The sequence below is a fragment of the Candidatus Woesearchaeota archaeon genome, assembly GCA_026394965.1.
In the GTDB taxonomy this organism is placed as follows: Archaea; Nanobdellota; Nanobdellia; order Woesearchaeales; family 0-14-0-80-44-23; genus JAPLZQ01.
Genome location: JAPLZQ010000103.1, coordinates 67,399 through 84,092 on the forward strand (window position 1 = coordinate 67,399; position 16,694 = coordinate 84,092).

The 16,694-nt window shown below is 39.8% G+C and carries 15 protein-coding genes; 3 read left to right on the forward strand and 12 right to left on the reverse strand.

Annotated elements, in window-relative coordinates; genetic code table 11:
* Positions 1–5: 5 nt before the first annotated feature.
* From glmM to glmS, 3 genes are read right to left on the reverse strand one after another with little or no spacing between them, the layout of a single operon-like run.
* Positions 6–1,349 (reverse strand): phosphoglucosamine mutase, encoded by a 1,344-nt coding sequence (gene glmM, locus NTV63_04885; GenBank protein ID MCX6710252.1) that lies wholly within the window; start codon positions 1,347–1,349, stop codon positions 6–8.
* Positions 1,346–2,002: an HAD family phosphatase gene (locus NTV63_04890; protein ID MCX6710253.1), complete on the reverse strand. Its 657-nt coding sequence runs from the start codon at positions 2,000–2,002 to the stop codon at positions 1,346–1,348. Before NTV63_04890 ends, glmM begins: the two co-directional genes overlap by 4 nt.
* A complete protein-coding gene (glmS, locus tag NTV63_04895; GenBank protein ID MCX6710254.1) occupies positions 2,003–3,763 on the reverse strand; it encodes a glutamine--fructose-6-phosphate transaminase (isomerizing) in 1,761 nt (586 codons plus the stop codon).
* 150 nt (positions 3,764–3,913) lie between these two features.
* Here glmS and NTV63_04900 point away from each other — a divergent pair, with 150 nt between their 5' ends.
* Positions 3,914–4,504: a DUF99 family protein gene (locus tag NTV63_04900; GenBank protein MCX6710255.1), complete on the forward strand. Its 591-nt coding sequence runs from the start codon at positions 3,914–3,916 to the stop codon at positions 4,502–4,504.
* Between the two features lie 47 nt (positions 4,505–4,551).
* On the opposite strand, the gene NTV63_04905 is transcribed toward NTV63_04900, so the two are convergent.
* A complete protein-coding gene (locus NTV63_04905) occupies positions 4,552–6,471 on the reverse strand; it encodes a DEAD/DEAH box helicase (GenBank protein ID MCX6710256.1) in 1,920 nt (639 codons plus the stop codon).
* 103 nt (positions 6,472–6,574) lie between these two features.
* Between NTV63_04905 and NTV63_04910 the strand changes: the two genes are divergently transcribed.
* Positions 6,575–7,315, forward strand: coding sequence for an MBL fold metallo-hydrolase (locus tag NTV63_04910; protein ID MCX6710257.1), 741 nt, complete (start codon positions 6,575–6,577; stop codon positions 7,313–7,315).
* A 3-nt stretch (positions 7,316–7,318) separates the two neighbouring features.
* Here NTV63_04910 and NTV63_04915 read toward each other — a convergent pair whose 3' ends face one another.
* From NTV63_04915 to NTV63_04945, 7 genes are all read right to left on the reverse strand, one after another.
* On the reverse strand, positions 7,319–8,944 hold the full coding sequence (locus NTV63_04915) for a hypothetical protein (GenBank protein MCX6710258.1): 1,626 nt from the start codon (positions 8,942–8,944) through the stop codon (positions 7,319–7,321).
* A 251-nt stretch (positions 8,945–9,195) separates the two neighbouring features.
* The gene (locus NTV63_04920; GenBank protein MCX6710259.1) at positions 9,196–11,103 is read right to left on the reverse strand and encodes a Wzt carbohydrate-binding domain-containing protein; all 1,908 of its coding nucleotides are present in this window, start codon (positions 11,101–11,103) and stop codon (positions 9,196–9,198) included.
* A gap of 1 nt (position 11,104) precedes the next feature.
* On the reverse strand, positions 11,105–12,889 hold the full coding sequence (locus NTV63_04925) for a ribosome biogenesis/translation initiation ATPase RLI (protein ID MCX6710260.1): 1,785 nt from the start codon (positions 12,887–12,889) through the stop codon (positions 11,105–11,107).
* Positions 12,890–12,938: 49 nt separating this feature from the next.
* On the reverse strand, positions 12,939–13,580 hold the full coding sequence (locus NTV63_04930; GenBank protein MCX6710261.1) for an HAD family hydrolase: 642 nt from the start codon (positions 13,578–13,580) through the stop codon (positions 12,939–12,941).
* Positions 13,570–14,448, reverse strand: coding sequence for a helix-turn-helix domain-containing protein (locus tag NTV63_04935; GenBank protein ID MCX6710262.1), 879 nt, complete (start codon positions 14,446–14,448; stop codon positions 13,570–13,572). The genes NTV63_04930 and NTV63_04935 overlap by 11 nt, the downstream gene beginning before the upstream one ends.
* Positions 14,449–14,557: 109 nt before the next feature.
* Positions 14,558–15,046: a HEPN domain-containing protein gene (locus tag NTV63_04940; protein MCX6710263.1), complete on the reverse strand. Its 489-nt coding sequence runs from the start codon at positions 15,044–15,046 to the stop codon at positions 14,558–14,560.
* Entirely contained in the window at positions 15,043–15,513 is a 471-nt protein-coding gene (locus NTV63_04945; protein MCX6710264.1) for a nucleotidyltransferase domain-containing protein, read from the reverse strand. Before NTV63_04945 ends, NTV63_04940 begins: the two co-directional genes overlap by 4 nt.
* A 207-nt stretch (positions 15,514–15,720) precedes the next feature.
* Here NTV63_04945 and dcd point away from each other — a divergent pair, with 207 nt between their 5' ends.
* Entirely contained in the window at positions 15,721–16,227 is a 507-nt protein-coding gene (dcd, locus tag NTV63_04950; GenBank protein ID MCX6710265.1) for a dCTP deaminase, read from the forward strand.
* Between the two features lie 36 nt (positions 16,228–16,263).
* Here the strand turns inward: dcd and NTV63_04955 are convergent.
* Positions 16,264–16,694 (reverse strand): methyltransferase domain-containing protein (locus NTV63_04955; GenBank protein ID MCX6710266.1); only part of this gene is annotated, 431 nt, incomplete at its 5' end.

The window sequence follows — 16,694 nt, forward strand, 5'->3', positions numbered from 1 at the left end:
CCCTCCTAAAGAAGCTCCTTTTTTGCTGTCTCTGCAAGAGATTTTGCAATTGAATCTGTCTTTCTCTTATCTTTTCCTTCCACAAGTATGCGCAGAAGGTTTTCAGTTCCTGAATACCTTACAAATATCCTTCCGCTTCCTTTTAATTCCTTCTCAAATTTTTTCATCTGCATTGAGAATTTCGGCATTTCAGAAAATTGCTTCTTCTGGCTTACGGGAATATTCAGGAGTGTTTGGGGAAATTTCTTCATGCACTTCTTAAGTTCAGAAAGGTGCTTCTCATTTTTCTTCATAATTTTAAGAATCTGAAGCGCAGCTATTGTTCCATCACCTGTTGTTGAGCTCTCAGTGTAGATTATGTGCCCTGACTGCTCTCCGCCAAGATTAAAGCCGCCTTTTTTCATCTCGTCAACAACATACCTGTCCCCAACATCAGCCCTTATCATTTTTATGGCATTCTTTTTCATGAGAATCTCCAAGCCCATATTGCTCATATGGGTTGCAACAAGGGTGTTTTTTTTAAGCATGCCTTCCTTTTTAAGATAAAGGGCAGATATTGCCATAATCTCATCGCCGTCAACAAGAACGCCGTTCTCATCGCACAGAATAACCCTGTCAGCATCCCCGTCAAGCGCAACTCCCAAATCAGCATGGTATTTCTTCACAGCTGAAACCATAACTTCAGGATGAAGGGCTCCGCAGTCCTTGTTTATGTTGACTCCGGAAGGATTGTTATTCAGGACAATGACATCGGCGCCAAGCTCTGAAAAGGTTTTTGGCGCTGTTTTGTATGCTGCGCCGTTTGCGCAGTCAAGCACAATCCTAAGCCCTGCAAAGGAAATGTTTTTAACAGAGGACTTTGCAAACTCAATGTATCTATCAGAGGCATCGTTAATACGATAAACCCTTCCAAGCTCAGATGGAGGAACCTTAAAATTGATGTTTTCCGAGAAAACAAGATTTTCTATTTCTTCCTCAGCAGAATCAGGGAGCTTGAAGCCGTCCCCTGAGAAGAATTTTATCCCATTGTATTCTGAGGGGTTGTGCGATGCCGAGATTACAATGCCTGCATCAGCTGAAAAGCTCTTTGTGAGATGCGAAACAGCAGGTGTCGGCATTGGGCCAACTGCAATTACATCAGCTCCGGCAGAGCATAATCCTGCAATAATTGCGTTTTCAAAGATGTAGCATGAAAGCCTTGTGTCCTTTCCGACAACAATCCTGCTTTTCCTGTTTTTGCCCTCAAAATATTTTCCTGCAGCAAGCCCAAGCCTCAATGCAAGCTCTGCATTCATTGGATACTCATTTGCAATTCCCCTTATTCCATCTGTTCCAAAAAGCTTTCTCATTTCATGCACCTTTCAAGGAATTTCTTATTAATCTTTTTTCTGTCTCTGACAATAAAATCTGCCTCTGAAAAATCCTGGCACTCGCTGTATGAATGGGGGACAGCAACGCACTTCATCCCGGCACGCTTTGCAGAAGAAACGCCGGAATGCGAATCCTCAAAAGCAATGCAGTCCTCAGGCTTAACCCCGAGCTTCTTTGCAGCAAGGAGATATATTTCAGGGTCCGGCTTCTTGCTCGCGACTTCATTTGAGGTAACCATTATTTCAAAGAATTCTGAAATGCCTGTCTTTTCAAGCACCTTTTCAACAATCTCCGTTCTCGTGCTTGTGGCAAGAGCGAGCTTCAGCCCTTTATTCCTAAAAAACTTTATTGCATTAACAAGGAAGGGGTTTGCCTTAATCTTTGAGCTTTTCAGGAGGGAGAGAAAAAACTTCCTTCTTTCAAGCACAACATTTTCAGAATCAGATTCCTTTCCAAGAGGGGAAAGCGCAATCCTGAATTTTTCAAGCTCATCCTTTCCTGTCCAGTTGCAGTACTGGGCCTTTGAAATCCTTATCCCGTATTTCTTCAGGGCAAAGTTGCTGGATTTGAGCCAGAGCGGCTCTGTCTTAACTAAAGTCCCGTCCATGTCAAAAATAACTGCCTTAATCATTCATTTCACCGTAACTGATTTTGCAAGGTTTCTCGGCTTGTCAGGGTCGCAGTTCCTAAGAAGCGCAAGGTAATATGAGAGAATCTGGATTGGGATTATTGAAAGGATTGGGCTGACAAAACCTGCATCTGGAATTTTTATGAAATAGTCAAAAACCTTGCTTTCAACAGAGTCAATCCCGATTATAAATCCGCCCCTTGCAGAGATTTCCATAGCATTGCTGATTATCTGCTTTCTCGTTCCCTTGTCTGAGAAGATTATCGCAGGAGTGCCTTTCTCAATTAAGGCGATTGTCCCGTGCTTTAATTCTCCACCTGCAAAACCCTCTGCGTGAATGTAGGAAACCTCCTTTATCTTAAGCGCGCCCTCAAGCGCAGTTGGATAGAAGGAATTCCTTCCAATTAAAAAGATATCCCTTTTTTCCTTAAGCTTTTCAGAAAGTTTGTGCAGGCTTTCCCTGTTTTCCCTTATAATTTCAGGAACAAGGGCTGCTGCCTTTGAAATAAGATTCTTTCCCTCCTCTGCCTTTCCTGCTGCTGAATATGAAAGAAGCGCAATTATTGCAAGCTCAGAAGTGTAGCTTTTTGTGGAAAGCACGCATATTTCAGGCCCGGCATTCATCATTATTGTGTAATCAGAGAGCCGAGTAAGTGTTGAACCCATAACATTGACTATTCCTATCACTTTTGCCTTCCTTTTCCTCGCTGACTTGACAGCCTCAAGAACATCTATTGTTTCCCCTGACTGCGAGACAGCTATAACAAGGGTTTTCTCATTGATAAATTCCTCAAAATTCGGAAATTCAGATGCCAGCACATAGTTAACATGCTTTTTTGCAACATGAGAGAAGACATAAGAGGCAAAGATGCACGCGTGGTAGCTTGTCCCTGCGCCGATGAAGAATATGCCTGACGCTGAGTTAATCTCTTTTGAGACATTTTCAATAAGCCCTTTTTCCTGCGCAATTGCGTTCCTTATTGTGAATTTCTGCTCATCAATCTCCTTCATCATGAAGTGCTCATACTCGCCCTTGCTTGCCTGCTCAGGACTCCAGTCTATAACAGAAATTTCTTTCTTGATTTCTTTTCCGTCTGAATATCTCAGGAATCTCGGCTTTTTTTCAAGGACAACCATATCGCCGTCATCAAGGAAAACCGCTTTGTTGGTGAATTCCAGAAAAGCTGTAACATCTGAACCGATGAAGTAATTTTCTTTTTTCTCATCAATCCCGAAAACCATTGGGGAACCGTTCCTTGCACCCACAAGAGTGTCATTGCATTCAGCAACTATTGCAAAACAGCCCTCAATTGAATTGAAAGCAAGCCTGCAGGCTTCTGTAAAATCATTGCCTTCCTTCATGAATTCCTGAATTAGGTTTGGAACTGTCTCTGTGTCTGTCTCGCTCCTGAAGAAATAGCCCTTTTCAATTAGAGTGTCTTTTAATTCCTGGTAATTCTCAATTATTCCGTTATGAAGGACTGCAATCTTGTTGTTGTTTGAAAGATGAGGATGGGCATTTTCAACAGTAACTCCGCCGTGAGTTGCCCACCTTGTGTGCCCCATGGCAATTTTGGAAACTGTTTTCTCAATTGAGAAATCCCCTATCCGCCCAACCTTCCTTATAAGATTAAACCCGTCTTTACCCGGGTATGCAATCCCGAATGAGTCATAGCCGCGGTATTCAAGGCGCTTCAGCCCGTCAACAATAACTGAATTCACGTCCAATCCTTCCTGCGACTTAAAAGCGATTATCCCGCACATTATTGCACCTCTCTATCTGAAAAACAAGAAAAAGGGGGAGGAGAAGGCAGTATTTAAATATTATTAAAAAATTTATAATACCATTATAAAAATATTTATAATACTCTTTTCAGCAAAAAGAATAAATCCTGGAACGCATTTAACCTTCCTATGAAGCCGGAATCAAGGATTCTTGGGGTTGATGACAGCCCTTTTGACAAGTTCGGGAAAAAAAGAAATGTCCTCATAGTTGGAACCCTCTACCGCGGAGGGAATTTCCTGGACGGAGTTGTCTCAACTCAGGCAGAGATAGACGGAGCAGATGGAACTAAAAAAATAGGGAATATGATTACGGGGACAAAATTCTTCCCTCAGATAAGAGCGGTATTCCTGAAAGGGATTGCAGTTGCTGGATTCAATGTGATTGACATAAATGAGCTCTCCAAAAAAACAGGAATTCCAGTGATTGTTGTGATGAGAAAATACCCTGACATTCCAGGAATAAAAAAGGCGCTTTCCAATCTTAAAGACAGAGGGAAAAGATTTGCGCTCATAAGAAAAGCAGGGAAGATAAGCAGGGCAAAGGTTTTTTACAGAGGAAAGGAAAACACCTTGTTCCTGCAAATCGCAGGGACAACCTTGAAAGATGCGCAATCCTTCCTGAAAATCAGCTGCACCCACTCAATAATTCCCGAGCCATTAAGGACTGCGCACATAATCGCGTCTGGAATTGTGCTTGGGGAAAGCAGGGGAAGGGCGTAAATTCCAAACAAGAAAAAATATTTACAATTTAAATTAGAAAAATAAAATTATACAATATCCACGTCTTTTATGCAGTTCTGGATTATGTTCTGGCAGTCATCCATCACAGTAATGAGATTCCTGTCATTTGCCGCATTCCTTATCTGCCCAATCCTGTCTAAAATCTGCCTGAAAAACCTCATGACATCCCCTTCGAGCATTGTCGTGTTCTTTATCACTTCAAAAATTGATTCCCCTTTGTATGCCGGATAAATCAGGGAAGTCATCTCGTTGAAATAATTAAAGCGCCTGTCCTTTTTCATGAATCCCTTATCAATAAGTATTCTTCTCAGTGCAGCCACATCCTTTGACTTAACCTCGTTTTCAAACTCTGTCTTTTCAGATGCCTCATTGCATATGCATGCAAGCACAATCAGGATTTGGTATTCATTAAGGGACTTGTAAAAGTCAGTTGCGAAAATCTCCCCGAAAAGAATCTCGTCAGCGTAAATCCTTGATGAAAACTCGCCCTTCTCAGTTAATTCATTTCCGTCTATGTAGCCGAGGCGCTCAAGCTTGCTTTTTATGTTTTCAAACGCCCTATGACTTCTCTTGTTCTTTATCTCAGCATAATCCATCCCGTATTTCTGGAATGAGTTGAAGCTCTTGCAGAGGATTTCCTGAATCTCATCAGGGGGATGGTTCTTTATGAGATTAAGAACTGTATTCACTGAAAGCCTGAACTGCGAGACAATAGGCTCCTTGTCCTCATCTGTGATTTGTCTTAATTTCCCATAGTCAAAATCGCGCCTGTCAATCATTGCAAATGCAAATCCTTCCTTATCAATGCCTCTCCTTCCGGCTCTTCCTGAAATCTGGAAGTATTCCTTTGAATAGAGAAACCGAAAATTTATCCCGTCAAATTTTCTCATGGAGTCAAAGCAAACTGACTTTGCAGGCATGTTGATTCCAACTGCAAAGGTTTCAGTCACATAGAGAACTTTTATCATTCCCTTTCCGAAAAGTTCCTCAATCATCTCCTTAATCACGGGAAGTTCTCCTGCGTGGTGAAACCCAATTCCATATGGAAGGGTTTCTCTGAGAATCTTAGTTGACTCAAGCTGGCTTATCTCAGGAGGGGCTGATGCTAATTTCTGCCTTATTATTGAAGTAATCTCAGCATTTGGAGGAAAAAGATGCTCTTTTGAAAGGGCAAGTGCGTTCTGCTGGCAGAGGTTTCTTGAGAATGTGAAAAACAGGCAGGGAAGCTTGTCCTTGATTTCCCTGATTAATGCGATGTGATTCGGCTTTTTTACCTTTTCCCTTTGCCCTTTGTGGCGCATTGCATGATGATATTCAGGAATGTCTGCTATGTCATTTATCTCATCAAGAGAGCATATTCCCAGTTGGGCATCGTAAAAATAGCGCTTAAGGGGAACTGGTCTTACTGTGTGCTTTATCACAACAACCTTATGGTTGCTTATTGCCTGAATCCATGCTGCGAACTCCTCTGCATTTGGGATTGTTGCAGAAAGGCATAGGAATCTAACGTGAGATGCAGAGAAGATTATTGACTCCTCCCACACATAGCCGCGCTCAACATCATTTATGTAGTGAATCTCATCAAAAATCACATAGGAAACATCCTTTATCAAATCATCTCCTGAAAGCACCATGTTCCTGTAAATCTCAGTAGTCATTATCAGAATCTGCCCTTTTGGATTGATTACAATGTCCCCTGTCAAAAGCCCGACAGCATCTTCCCCGTAATCTGCTGAGAATTCGCGGTATTTCTGGTTGGAAAGCGCTTTTATCGGCGCTGTATAAATGACTTTTATTCCCTTTTTTATGTCCCTGTTGATTATGTAGTCAGCAATCAGGGTCTTTCCTGAGCCAGTTGGCGCAGAAACAACAACAGAATTATTGCTCTCAATTGCCTCAATTGCATCTTCCTGGAATTTGTCTAAAGTGAGCCCCTTATACTGCATGGCAGGGGAAAAGAAGGCGCCTGTTTAAAATCTTTCGGAAAAAAAAGATTGCCAACAATAAAGTTTATTAACAAGCGCATCAGATTCAACTGCTGGTGCATAGATGGAGATTTCTGTAATAGCTTCAGGAAGCAACGGCAACTGCTGTATCGTGGAAGAGAAAGGGACAAGCATCATGATAGATGCCGGAAAGAGCATAAAAGAGATAGAAAAGAGGATGAACAAACTTGGGAAGAGCATTGAAAACCTGAATGCAATCCTTTTAACGCACTCTCATATAGACCACTCTATGTCTGCTGGGGCAATTTCAAGAAGGTTCAAAATTCCCCTTTATCTCACAAGCGAGACATACAAGGAGATTTCAGGAACCCTTCACAATGCAGAAATCAAGAGATTCTCAGCCAAAAGCCACTTTCACATAAACGGAGTTGCAATAAAGCCAGTTGAAACATCACACGATGTCCCAACCTGCGGATTTGTAATCGGGAATTTCGGGATTTTCACAGACACCGGGATTGCAACAGATGGAATGAAAGAATCAATTCCCAATCTCAAGGGAGTTTTGCTTGAATCAAACCATGACATTGACATGCTCATAAACGGTCCATACCCTCCATACCTGAAATACAGGATTCTTTCCTCCCATGGGCACCTGAACAACATAGTCGCAAGCCAGCTTTTGGAAGACAAGGGAAAGGGGCTTTCTTTTGCGCTTCTCGGGCACCTTTCAGAAATTAACAACTCTCCGAAAATTGCGCATGAAACATTTGAGACAATTGTCAGGAAAAAGATTGAATGCGCTGTATGCTCAAGGGAAAAAGAAACAGGCGTTTGGGAATTATGAGGATTATGCTTTTCTCCTGCTTTCCCCTTTAATGAGCCCTGATGCGAGTATGTGCGCTGCCTGAAGCGGCTCTGATATTGCAGGATGCGCGCATTCTTTTTCTCCCATCTTCTCGTTTGCAGAATAAAGCAAATCCTCTGCGTCTCTTTGTATCAGGATTGGAAGGTTCTTTGTGTCAAGCCCTGCGATAACCGCATCTTTGGTTTTTAGCTCAGATATACCTCTGTTTGCGAGCTGCGTAGGGTCCAGGAAATAAATGTCCGTGCTCAAATCCATGTTTATGTGCACTGCCTGAATGTAGGAATGTCTATAGTCGCTTATGTTGTCTTCTTCAACCCCGAATTTCCAGTTTGCGAATTTCTCCGGCTGCATAGGAATTAAGTATTCCCTAAGATAATGCAGTGCAAGAGCAGTGTAGTCAGTGCATTTTCCAGTCACTTCTTCGCTTTTTTTCCCAGAGAATATGTCTTTGATTGTATCCTCTAATTTTTTGTATTTTGTTATGACATTTCTTGCAAAATATGCTGAAAGCACCAGCGCCTCTCCGACAGAGTATTCTGAAAGCGGCTTGTTTATTCCTGAGGTGAGCCCTTTTTTCTCTTCGTCGCTCGCAAGTATCTTTGCAGTTATCTCTGATGCGAGCCGCACAAATCTTTCCCTTGATTTTATCGGAAGAAGCCTATCAACATCATCATATGTTGTCCCCTTAATCTCTGAAAGCAATGACATTTTTATTTTTCTTTTCAGGCTCTCGTTTGGATTAAGAGTTTCTATTTCGCCTGTTGCCTCATTCGGCTTTTCATTTCCAGTGTAGTCAAGAAGGGTTGAAAGGTCTTTTATCCTGGCTTTTCCAACGGTTTCAAGAGCAGTCAAGTATGAGAATCTTACAAACTCAAGCCCACTTATTGCTTTCTTCTTCCCATCTTCGCTTATTTCAGGAAGCTCGGATATAAATCTCACAATTTCATTGTAATTTGAGAGAAAGTCAAGCGGTTCAAAGCTTATACCAGTATAAGTATACCAAGTCTTATTTATATGCGTAAGGGTGGTTGCCTCAACCATTATTTTATGAGCTTCAATCATTTTCTTATGTGCCTCAACATCTTTTTCTTTTGGGTCAAGAAGGTTATTCAGGTGAAAATTGAAAGCGCCGTTCTGTTGGTTTATCCAAGAATTGCCAACTGCATCGTTTAATACTTTATTGATGCCTGAAAAGTTAAGCCCCAGCGGGAAATTCAGAAATCCTTTGTCCAGCTTGTGCATGTATTCTGCAGGATGCGCCTGAAGCTCAGCCATTGTGATTATTGGAGAATCATACCCTCTTTCAAGCGAGGGAGAAAATCTCTTAAAGTCATATCTCTCAACTACATCAGCTGCCTTTAGCGCAGATAATGCTGCCTCTTTTGAGTTTTCAGTAATCGTTATATTCATACTTGCAAGAAAATCATTTGCTTCAGAGCCCAATTCTGCCTGGGCAACACTTCTTTCAACAACGCTTTTTACTAGCGCCTTTTTGCTTTCAGCGTCTATAACTTTTGCTTCAAGATCTGCCTTTCCGCTTATCATGATAGACACTTTGTTTTCGAGTTCGTCTATTCCGAGCATTTTTTTTATCCATTTTCCTATCATGGAAGAACAAGAGAACTCTCATTCTTTATAAACTTTTCGTTACTAATCAGTAGTTATAATTACTTTTCAACCATTAAAACTGCCTTGCCTGATTCGCCAATTAAGCGCAAATCTCCGCCTTTTAACATGTTAATTACAGAATTCGTTTTTCTCCTTATCTTCTAAGAAATGGTTTACCCGTAATACAGTTTTCCTTCTGCTTTCTGCTCCCTGTCTTTTCTGAACTCTTCCTTGTTTAAAATATGTCTAATTTAGCACTCCCAATGATGAGGATAGGATAAAAGCCCATATTCTTCGCCTGCATTTCCTTTTAATACAAAAAAGGGCCATTCTTTCAATCTGCAATCAAAGAACCTTTTTCCATTTTTATCCATCAGAGTAGCGCTGAAGAAATATTTGCCGGTAAGAAGAGGTGACTTGTCTATTACAAACTTAATCTTGCCTTTGCCTTTTATTTCAGGAATAATCATTCCAGAAGAAATTGTGTTCTGTCCAAAGAGATAAGCACCGTCTTCAGAGTGTATTGCAATTCCAAACATTGGATACTTTATTTTTTCTCTTGCATTATAATTGATTTCTGCGATGAACGGGGCGTTTGTCTTAAATTTTTGAGTGCCAGAAGAAGATAATTTTACTGATTCTATCCGCGCTTTATCTAAACCTGTTGCCTTTCTAAAACCGCATTTTTTATCTGATGTTAACATTCTTAATTCAGAATAGATTAGTTTTTCAATCCTCAATATTTTTTTCCTTAATTTGCCCTCTTGCGTTTTCCTCAGAAGATTTGGCACTGCAACAAAAATAACGCCATTTATTGTGTTATAAATAATTCTCATCTGATCATGAGACAAATTCTTTATGACTTTTCTATATTTGTGAAGTCTATAATAAAAAGCTTCAATGCCCCGTATTGAAATAGAATTGGGAAGCTGTGTTATAAAATTAATTATAATGTCCCTTTTTTTATTTTGCACGTTTTGTATTTCTGATAAGATTTCTGTCTTATTTCTCAATTTCTTTTTAATACAAAGATCCAATAATTTACAAACCTGCTCGAGCAACCTGATCTTTTTAGAAAATCCCCTTTCTTTATCAATTAGTTCAGATAAGTTGCCGCCACAAAGATCCAATATTTTATAAATCTGCTCGAGCAACCTGATCTTTTTAGAAAATCCTCTTTCTTTATTCATTAGTTCAGATAAATTGCTGCTCTGTTCAATAATCTGATAGTACTTATAAAGAATTCCTGCTTTTCTTAACGATGCTAGCTGTATTATGCCTAAATTATGAGATGCGGCTCGTATTAAGTCTTGTTCTATGCTCTGGTGTATTGCTTGTATTATTTTTATACTCCAACTCCGGTTAAAATTTTTTTGAGGCAGTTCAATTTTATTGTCTATCGCAATTTTCTTTATGATTTCCTTTGAAATGCTTATAGTTTTTTCAACTGCACTTTCAACTAAATTAGGATTTATGTTTTCGCCTTTTTCAATACTCTCAAAAATCAGGGCAATCTCTTCTGGTTTTTTCTTAAGTGATTTTATATTATGTGATTCTTGCACTGATCGATCTACTGTAGGCAAGCGGTTATTAATAAGGTATAATGCGTCAACCAGAAGCATTATTGATGATATCAGAGTGTATTCTGTTATTAGGCGATCAGCACATTTTTTGTTTGAAACCGCGCTTATATTCCAAGCAGAATAGAAAAGATACTTCGTCAAAATATAAATCCTTTCTTCAGGATAGATTTTGGAAAAAATTCTTGAAATTTTTTTTATCTTACATTCAGGATCCCAAACCGGTTTTAAATTTTTATAATGATCTTTCATACCTCTCCATTCCATAGGATTTAAAAGAATGCGAGGGATTATGTCTTTTTCTGACTGGGATATGTCTTCTTTTATAATATGTATAGTTATTCCGGACTTATCTTTCCAAAACTCGCAAATTTTTTTTTTCTCCGGATTATCAAAGAAACAAACAATGTCAATGTCTGAATCTTCTCTTATATTCTTATGAACGATTGATCCGCTAAGGGCGATTCCTTTTATCCCTTTTCTTTTCTTTAATTTTTTTATCTGCTCTCTTGCAACTTTTTCCATCAGAGCTAAATGTTTATTCTGATTAAATCCGTTGTTGATGTTGTTCTCTACCATTTTAATCGTAATACAGCTTCCCTTCTGCCTTCTGCTCCCTGTCTTTCCTGGAGTCCTCCTTGTTTATCCTCGGGCGGTTGGACTCCAAATCCCTTCGCAGGGTTATTCCCAAGTCCATTAGGAAAGCGTTCATCCCGTCTGACATCGACTTCACTTCTGAGACATTTCCTGAAAGGGCGGGCTTTCCGTCAAACACGATCAATCTTTCAGAAAGGTAGTCAATGAACATCAAGTCATGGTCAACCACAAGCACAGTTGAGCCCTTTCTTTCTGCAAAGTCCTTTATGGTTTTTGAAACAACAAGGCGCTGCTCAACATCAAGGTATGCAGACGGCTCATCCAGAAGATAAAGCTCAGCATCTCTTGACAGGCACTCTGCAATTGCAACACGCTGCAGCTCTCCACCTGAAATCTCCCTTAATCTTTTTGTAAGAAACTGCTTTAGGGCAAGGGGCTCAATTAAATCTGCTGTGTGCCTCTGGACCGCCTCAGAGAGGATTGTCATGACAAGCTCATTTGAATCAGATGTTAAATACTGCGGCTTATAGGAAACCCTCACATTGGAGGAAACGCTTCCCTCTGATTCAAGGATTCCTGCAAGGATTTTCACAAATGTGGTTTTTCCAATCCCGTTCTCTCCAAGAACTCCTATTGTCTGATGCCGATAAAGGGTTCCGTGTGGAGCTGAAAGGGAAAATTCCCCAAGATTCTTCTTTATCCCATTCCAGGAAACAAGCTCAACCTGCCTCTTTATGTCAATAGGAGGCTTTGATGCAAACTTTATTTCAGAATCCCTGAACCTCATGTTCTCCTCTTTAAGGAATCCTGAAAGGTAGATGTTTATTCCGATGCGCGTGGTTTTTGGAAGGGAGCATACTCCATAGCAGTCCTCCTTTCCATACATTATGTGGATAAGCTCAGTCATGAAATCCAGAATTATCAAATCGTGCTCAATCACAATCACAGCTGTCTTCTCATCTGCAAGCTCCCTTATGAATTTTGAAACTTTAACCCTCTGCTTTGCATCAAGGTAGGATGACGGCTCGTCAAAGATGTAAAGATTGGCATCCTTCAAGGAAGATGCTGCAATTGCAACCCTCTGAAGCTCTCCACCGGAAATATCCTTGACATTTCTATCCATTATTTCTGCCAAATCAAGCTTTTCAGCGATTTTTTTAAGATTTTTTTTCTCATCTGCCTTCTCAAGAAGGGCTCTCACTGTTCCATTATAGAACTTTGGAATCATCTCAACTGGCTGAATCTTGTATGAGGTTCTTATTTTTCCTGCTTTCACTCTTTCAAAGAAAACCTGGGCTTCAGTCCCCTTGTAGAACTCAATGAGGGAATTCCAGTTTTCAACTGCGCTTTCAGTTGGCTTTTTATTGTAATCCCCGAAATTAGGGGCAAGAACGCCTGAGAGAATCTTTACAGCAGTGCTCTTTCCAATCCCGTTCCTTCCTATGATTCCAACAACCTTCCCAAAGATTGGGATTGGAAGGGAGTATAATGCAAACCCGTTATTGCCATACCTATGAACCGGTGCTGACTTTATTTCCTCTGGAAGGTTGATGATTGAGATTGTCTCAAAGGGGCATCTTTTAACGCAGATTCCGCATCCGATGCACAGCTTTTCATCTATTGAAACCTTGCTTTCTGGGAAATTACGGTTTATCTTATTTATGCACTCCTTTCCTGTCCTGTTAACAGGGCAGGAACTCATGCACAGGTAAGGGCAGTCAATTCCCCCCTTGCAGTTCTCCTTCTTAACTATTGCAATCCTTGACATTTCAGAGAGGAGAAAAAATCGCCTGTTTAATAAATTTAACTGAAAAAAATCACTTTTCAAGAATTTTCTCAAGTTTCCTTAAGTCTTTAATCCTGTGCTTCCCGGATTTTTTCCCGCTTCTGTCGATTATGAAGCTTTTTATTCCTGCTTTCATCGGCTCAATATAGTCATATTCCTCATTGTCTCCCACATGAACAATTTCAGATGGTTTTATTTTCATTTTTTTGCATGCAGAAAGGAATGCTTCTTTCTCTTTATGATACCTAAGAAGCTCTGTTCTCGATGAAAAAGAATAGTCCACAAGCGAAAAAAGCCCGCTTGCCTTAACTTTTAATTCGAGAAAATTCCGCTCAGCATGCGAGATTACAGCAATTTTGTATTTTTTCCTTAAAGAAAGCAGGGCAGGCATCACATCGCGGTAAGTCCTAACTTCCTTTTCAAACCCGGAGCAGATTGTTTTCCAGCTCTTTCTTATCTTGAAATGGGAAAGCCAGAATTTAATGTCGCGCCACTCTTCTGTTTTTCCTTTAAGCCGGGTGTATTCTGAATAAACAATCTTGTGCGCTTTCTTAAAAGAAATATGATTCTTCTCAGCATATGCCTTTGGAATTTCCTTGAACCAAATTACATCATCAAAGCGTGTGTTGGTGAGGCAGTTGTCCAGGTCAAATGATATTACCTTAATCTTCATGCTCTTCCTCAAACTCCTTTATGAACTTTATGAGTTCGGCTGCCTCATCAAACTCCAAAAACTCCTTCTTTGTCAATGCAGGGATTCCCTTTGGCTTTTTTTTATCAAAGATTGCAAGCCGGTCAGCATCGATAAGCTTTGAAAAGTGCGATATTATGGGGTTTGGCTTGTCCCCGACTTTTGTGAGGATTACCTCTTTTTCCTTCCTTGCAATAAGGTCAAAGGGCACTTTGCTTGTTTCAGTTGCATCAAAACCCAATCTTCCGTATTTCCTTGCAAAAATCGAGCTTCCCTTCTCATAGGGAGAATCCTTTGCATTGAGAAGGTTCTCCTTCTGAAACACATTTCCGCCAAAGATATTGTAAACCTTGTTTGCCCTTCCAAGAGTTATGTCAGAATCTCCTTTTTCATAGCTCTGAACCATCCTCTTTGAAACCCCTATCCTTTTTGAGAGCTCATTTATCGAAAGCCCAAGATTAAGCCTTTCAAGCCTTAAGCGAACTGCATTTATCCTTGCAGTGAGCCCTGCCTTGCTCTTCTTAAGCATTGGAAGATTGTTGTCAACGCAGCGCCTGAATGTGCTGAAATTAACTGTGTAAATCCCGAACCTTGAATAGACAACATTGTTCTGCAATAACTCTCCTGCCTTATTGGCAATTACAAGAAGGGTTGTATGAAGGCAGGAGCTGACTTTCTTCATCTGCTCAGCATACTCAGGAGAGATTGAGTTAGCGTCCTCAAGCACCTTCAGAAGGATTATTCTCTCATTGTCCCTTGCAACAATGTCAAATGCGCTCTTGAGAGTCTTGACTATGAATCCCTTCTGAAGAAGGAACAAACTCAGCTCATCAAGTATTGTTTCCCGCATGAGAAAGCAATATGCGCTCTTAGTTTAAAAAAGTTTTTGAACGGAGAAGACAAATTTCTCAAGAATACTGCCCCTTTATTCTGCTGTGAAAAAGATGAAATAATCATATTTATATCTGCTTGCTTTGGAAATATGTTTTGTTAAAATCATTTCTGTATCTGTTTCTTTTATCTTCTGTCAGAGAATCTATGAATAAATCAAGCTCTTCAATGAAATTCTCTGATTTTTCAATTAATTTTTTTACATCATCTTTAGTTACTGCAAAATCCGCATAATATTGTTTATCCACTCTTTGTTCTTTTGCAAAAGATATGTCTTCATTGTTGATTTCGAATAATTCTTTCAGCAGAATTATTGCCGCTGCGTGGTTTTCGCATTTTATCCCGGTTAAGTAAAATAGTGAGTTTGTTTTATGATACATTGCGTAGTAGCTCATTGAGGTCGCTTCTTCCGGTAATTCCTGTTCATACAGGAGTTTTGCTGCCTTAAGAGAATTTTTTGATTTCTGATTGTAGGATTCTGAAATCTCTTTGCTTTCTTTCACCAAAAGAATTTTTTCTTCTTCAATGAGTTTTTGGATGAAATTTATTCTTTTCATGTTATCAACTGGTAGAATCTTTCGGCATTTTGGATTATCACATGGTTCTTAATTATCTCTTTTACCAGTAAATTTTCTTTATCAAGTTTTCCTATCTTTATGCTCAGTTTTTCCGATATTTCCGAAAGTTTCTCTTTTAGCTCTCTGTTCTGTGTTTCCAGATAAACATCAATATCGCTTTCGCTTGTCTCTGTTCCTTTTGCATAGCTCCCGAAAATAACTATTAACTCTCCTGCTGTTTGTTCTATTAGTTCTTTGGCGATTTTTCTCATTTTGGCATTTTGCATTAATTTTATAAATTTGTAATGCTCTGCCATAATCAAATAGCTTTTTGCTTCAGGGGTCTCTTTTAGCGAGTATTTTTTGTTTTTTCCTTCTAATTTAAAGTCAACGACATTTTCTTCTTCCAGGTGTTTCATGGTTCGCATTGCTGTGGAAGGGATTAATTTCAGTTCCTCTGCTATCAAGCGTATGTGCTTCGGCTCTTTTCTTAACTGCTCAACAATCTCAAAATCGTTTCTTTTTCGCAACATATGTTGCATAATTGCAACATAACTATTTAAATCTTTCGCTAGGAGTTAAAACTCTTATGAAACAAAATTTAAGAAAGAACCAATGAAAGAATGAAATTGAAAAAAATTTATATACTTCTGTAAAAGTCATCCTTATTTGCAATGATACTTTCACGCGAAGCAATTTTCAAAGAGATAAAAGCAAAACGAATTAAGATAAGCCCCTTTGACAAAAGCTCAATCGGACCTGCCTCAATTGACCTGACCCTTGACAATAAGATAAGGATTTTTGATAACATTGACAAGGCAGTCCGCGTTACAGGCCGCTCAGATTATAAGAAGATAACAAGGGCATTAAATGTGAAAAAGAGGTTCAGGATGAAGCCTGGGCAGCTCATTCTTGGGATAACCAAAGAGAAAATAACGCTTCCCAATGATATTTGCGGCTGGCTTAATTCAAGGTCCAGGTTTGCGCGCCTTGGACTGATGGTTCACATAACCGCTCCTTTCATCCAGCCCGGAATATCAAATAAGCAGGTGCTTGAAATCTATAATGCTGGGCCGAATAACCTTGATATTTTCCCGGGAGAGAAGCTCTGCCAGCTTATTCTTGAAAGGTGCGAGGGCTCTGCAGCCTACGCAGGAAAGTTCAAAAAACAGACACTGTAAGAAAAAAAGAGTTTTCCGGCATTTTCCCTGATATTTTCATCTGTTAAAACCGTATTTTCCTTTCAATGGCACAAAAACAAAATATCCCAGGCTCTTTGTTTCCAGCGAAGCTTCGTGCTTTCTCACTTTAAGCATTTCCTGCCCGAACATAGCTGCAACTGGCGCAACTATTATGCCTTCTAATTTCAATTGCTCAATCAGTGACTGAGGAATTTTTGGGCATGCTGCTGTGACAATTATCCTGTCATAAGGCGCTTCTTTTTCATAGCCTGTGCTGCCGTCGTAGCAAATTACTTCTGTGTTTTTTATTCCTGCGTTTCTAATGTTTTCTCTTGCAAATTCGCAAACTTCAGCTATTATATCTGTTGTGATGACTTTTCCCTTTTCTCCAACCAGTTCTGCCAGAATTGCTGCCTGATAGCCAGAGCCAGCTCCAACTTCAAGAATCTTCTGTCCTTCTTTTGCTT

Bases quoted from the DNA above. Each gene is read 5' to 3' on its own strand.
- glmM (MCX6710252.1), bottom strand. From the start codon at position 1,349: ATGAGAAAGCTTTTTGGAACAGATGGAATAAGGGGAATTGCAAATGAG.
- NTV63_04890 (MCX6710253.1), bottom strand. From the start codon at position 2,002: ATGATTAAGGCAGTTATTTTTGACATGGACGGGACTTTAGTTAAGACA.
- glmS (MCX6710254.1), bottom strand. From the start codon at position 3,763: ATGTGCGGGATAATCGCTTTTAAGTCGCAGGAAGGATTGGACGTGAAT.
- NTV63_04900 (MCX6710255.1), top strand. From the start codon at position 3,914: ATGAAGCCGGAATCAAGGATTCTTGGGGTTGATGACAGCCCTTTTGAC.
- NTV63_04905 (MCX6710256.1), bottom strand. From the start codon at position 6,471: ATGCAGTATAAGGGGCTCACTTTAGACAAATTCCAGGAAGATGCAATT.
- NTV63_04910 (MCX6710257.1), top strand. From the start codon at position 6,575: ATGGAGATTTCTGTAATAGCTTCAGGAAGCAACGGCAACTGCTGTATC.
- NTV63_04915 (MCX6710258.1), bottom strand. From the start codon at position 8,944: ATGATAGGAAAATGGATAAAAAAAATGCTCGGAATAGACGAACTCGAA.
- NTV63_04920 (MCX6710259.1), bottom strand. From the start codon at position 11,103: ATGGTAGAGAACAACATCAACAACGGATTTAATCAGAATAAACATTTA.
- NTV63_04925 (MCX6710260.1), bottom strand. From the start codon at position 12,889: ATGTCAAGGATTGCAATAGTTAAGAAGGAGAACTGCAAGGGGGGAATT.
- NTV63_04930 (MCX6710261.1), bottom strand. From the start codon at position 13,580: ATGAAGATTAAGGTAATATCATTTGACCTGGACAACTGCCTCACCAAC.
- NTV63_04935 (MCX6710262.1), bottom strand. From the start codon at position 14,448: ATGCGGGAAACAATACTTGATGAGCTGAGTTTGTTCCTTCTTCAGAAG.
- NTV63_04940 (MCX6710263.1), bottom strand. From the start codon at position 15,046: ATGAAAAGAATAAATTTCATCCAAAAACTCATTGAAGAAGAAAAAATT.
- dcd (MCX6710265.1), top strand. From the start codon at position 15,721: ATGATACTTTCACGCGAAGCAATTTTCAAAGAGATAAAAGCAAAACGA.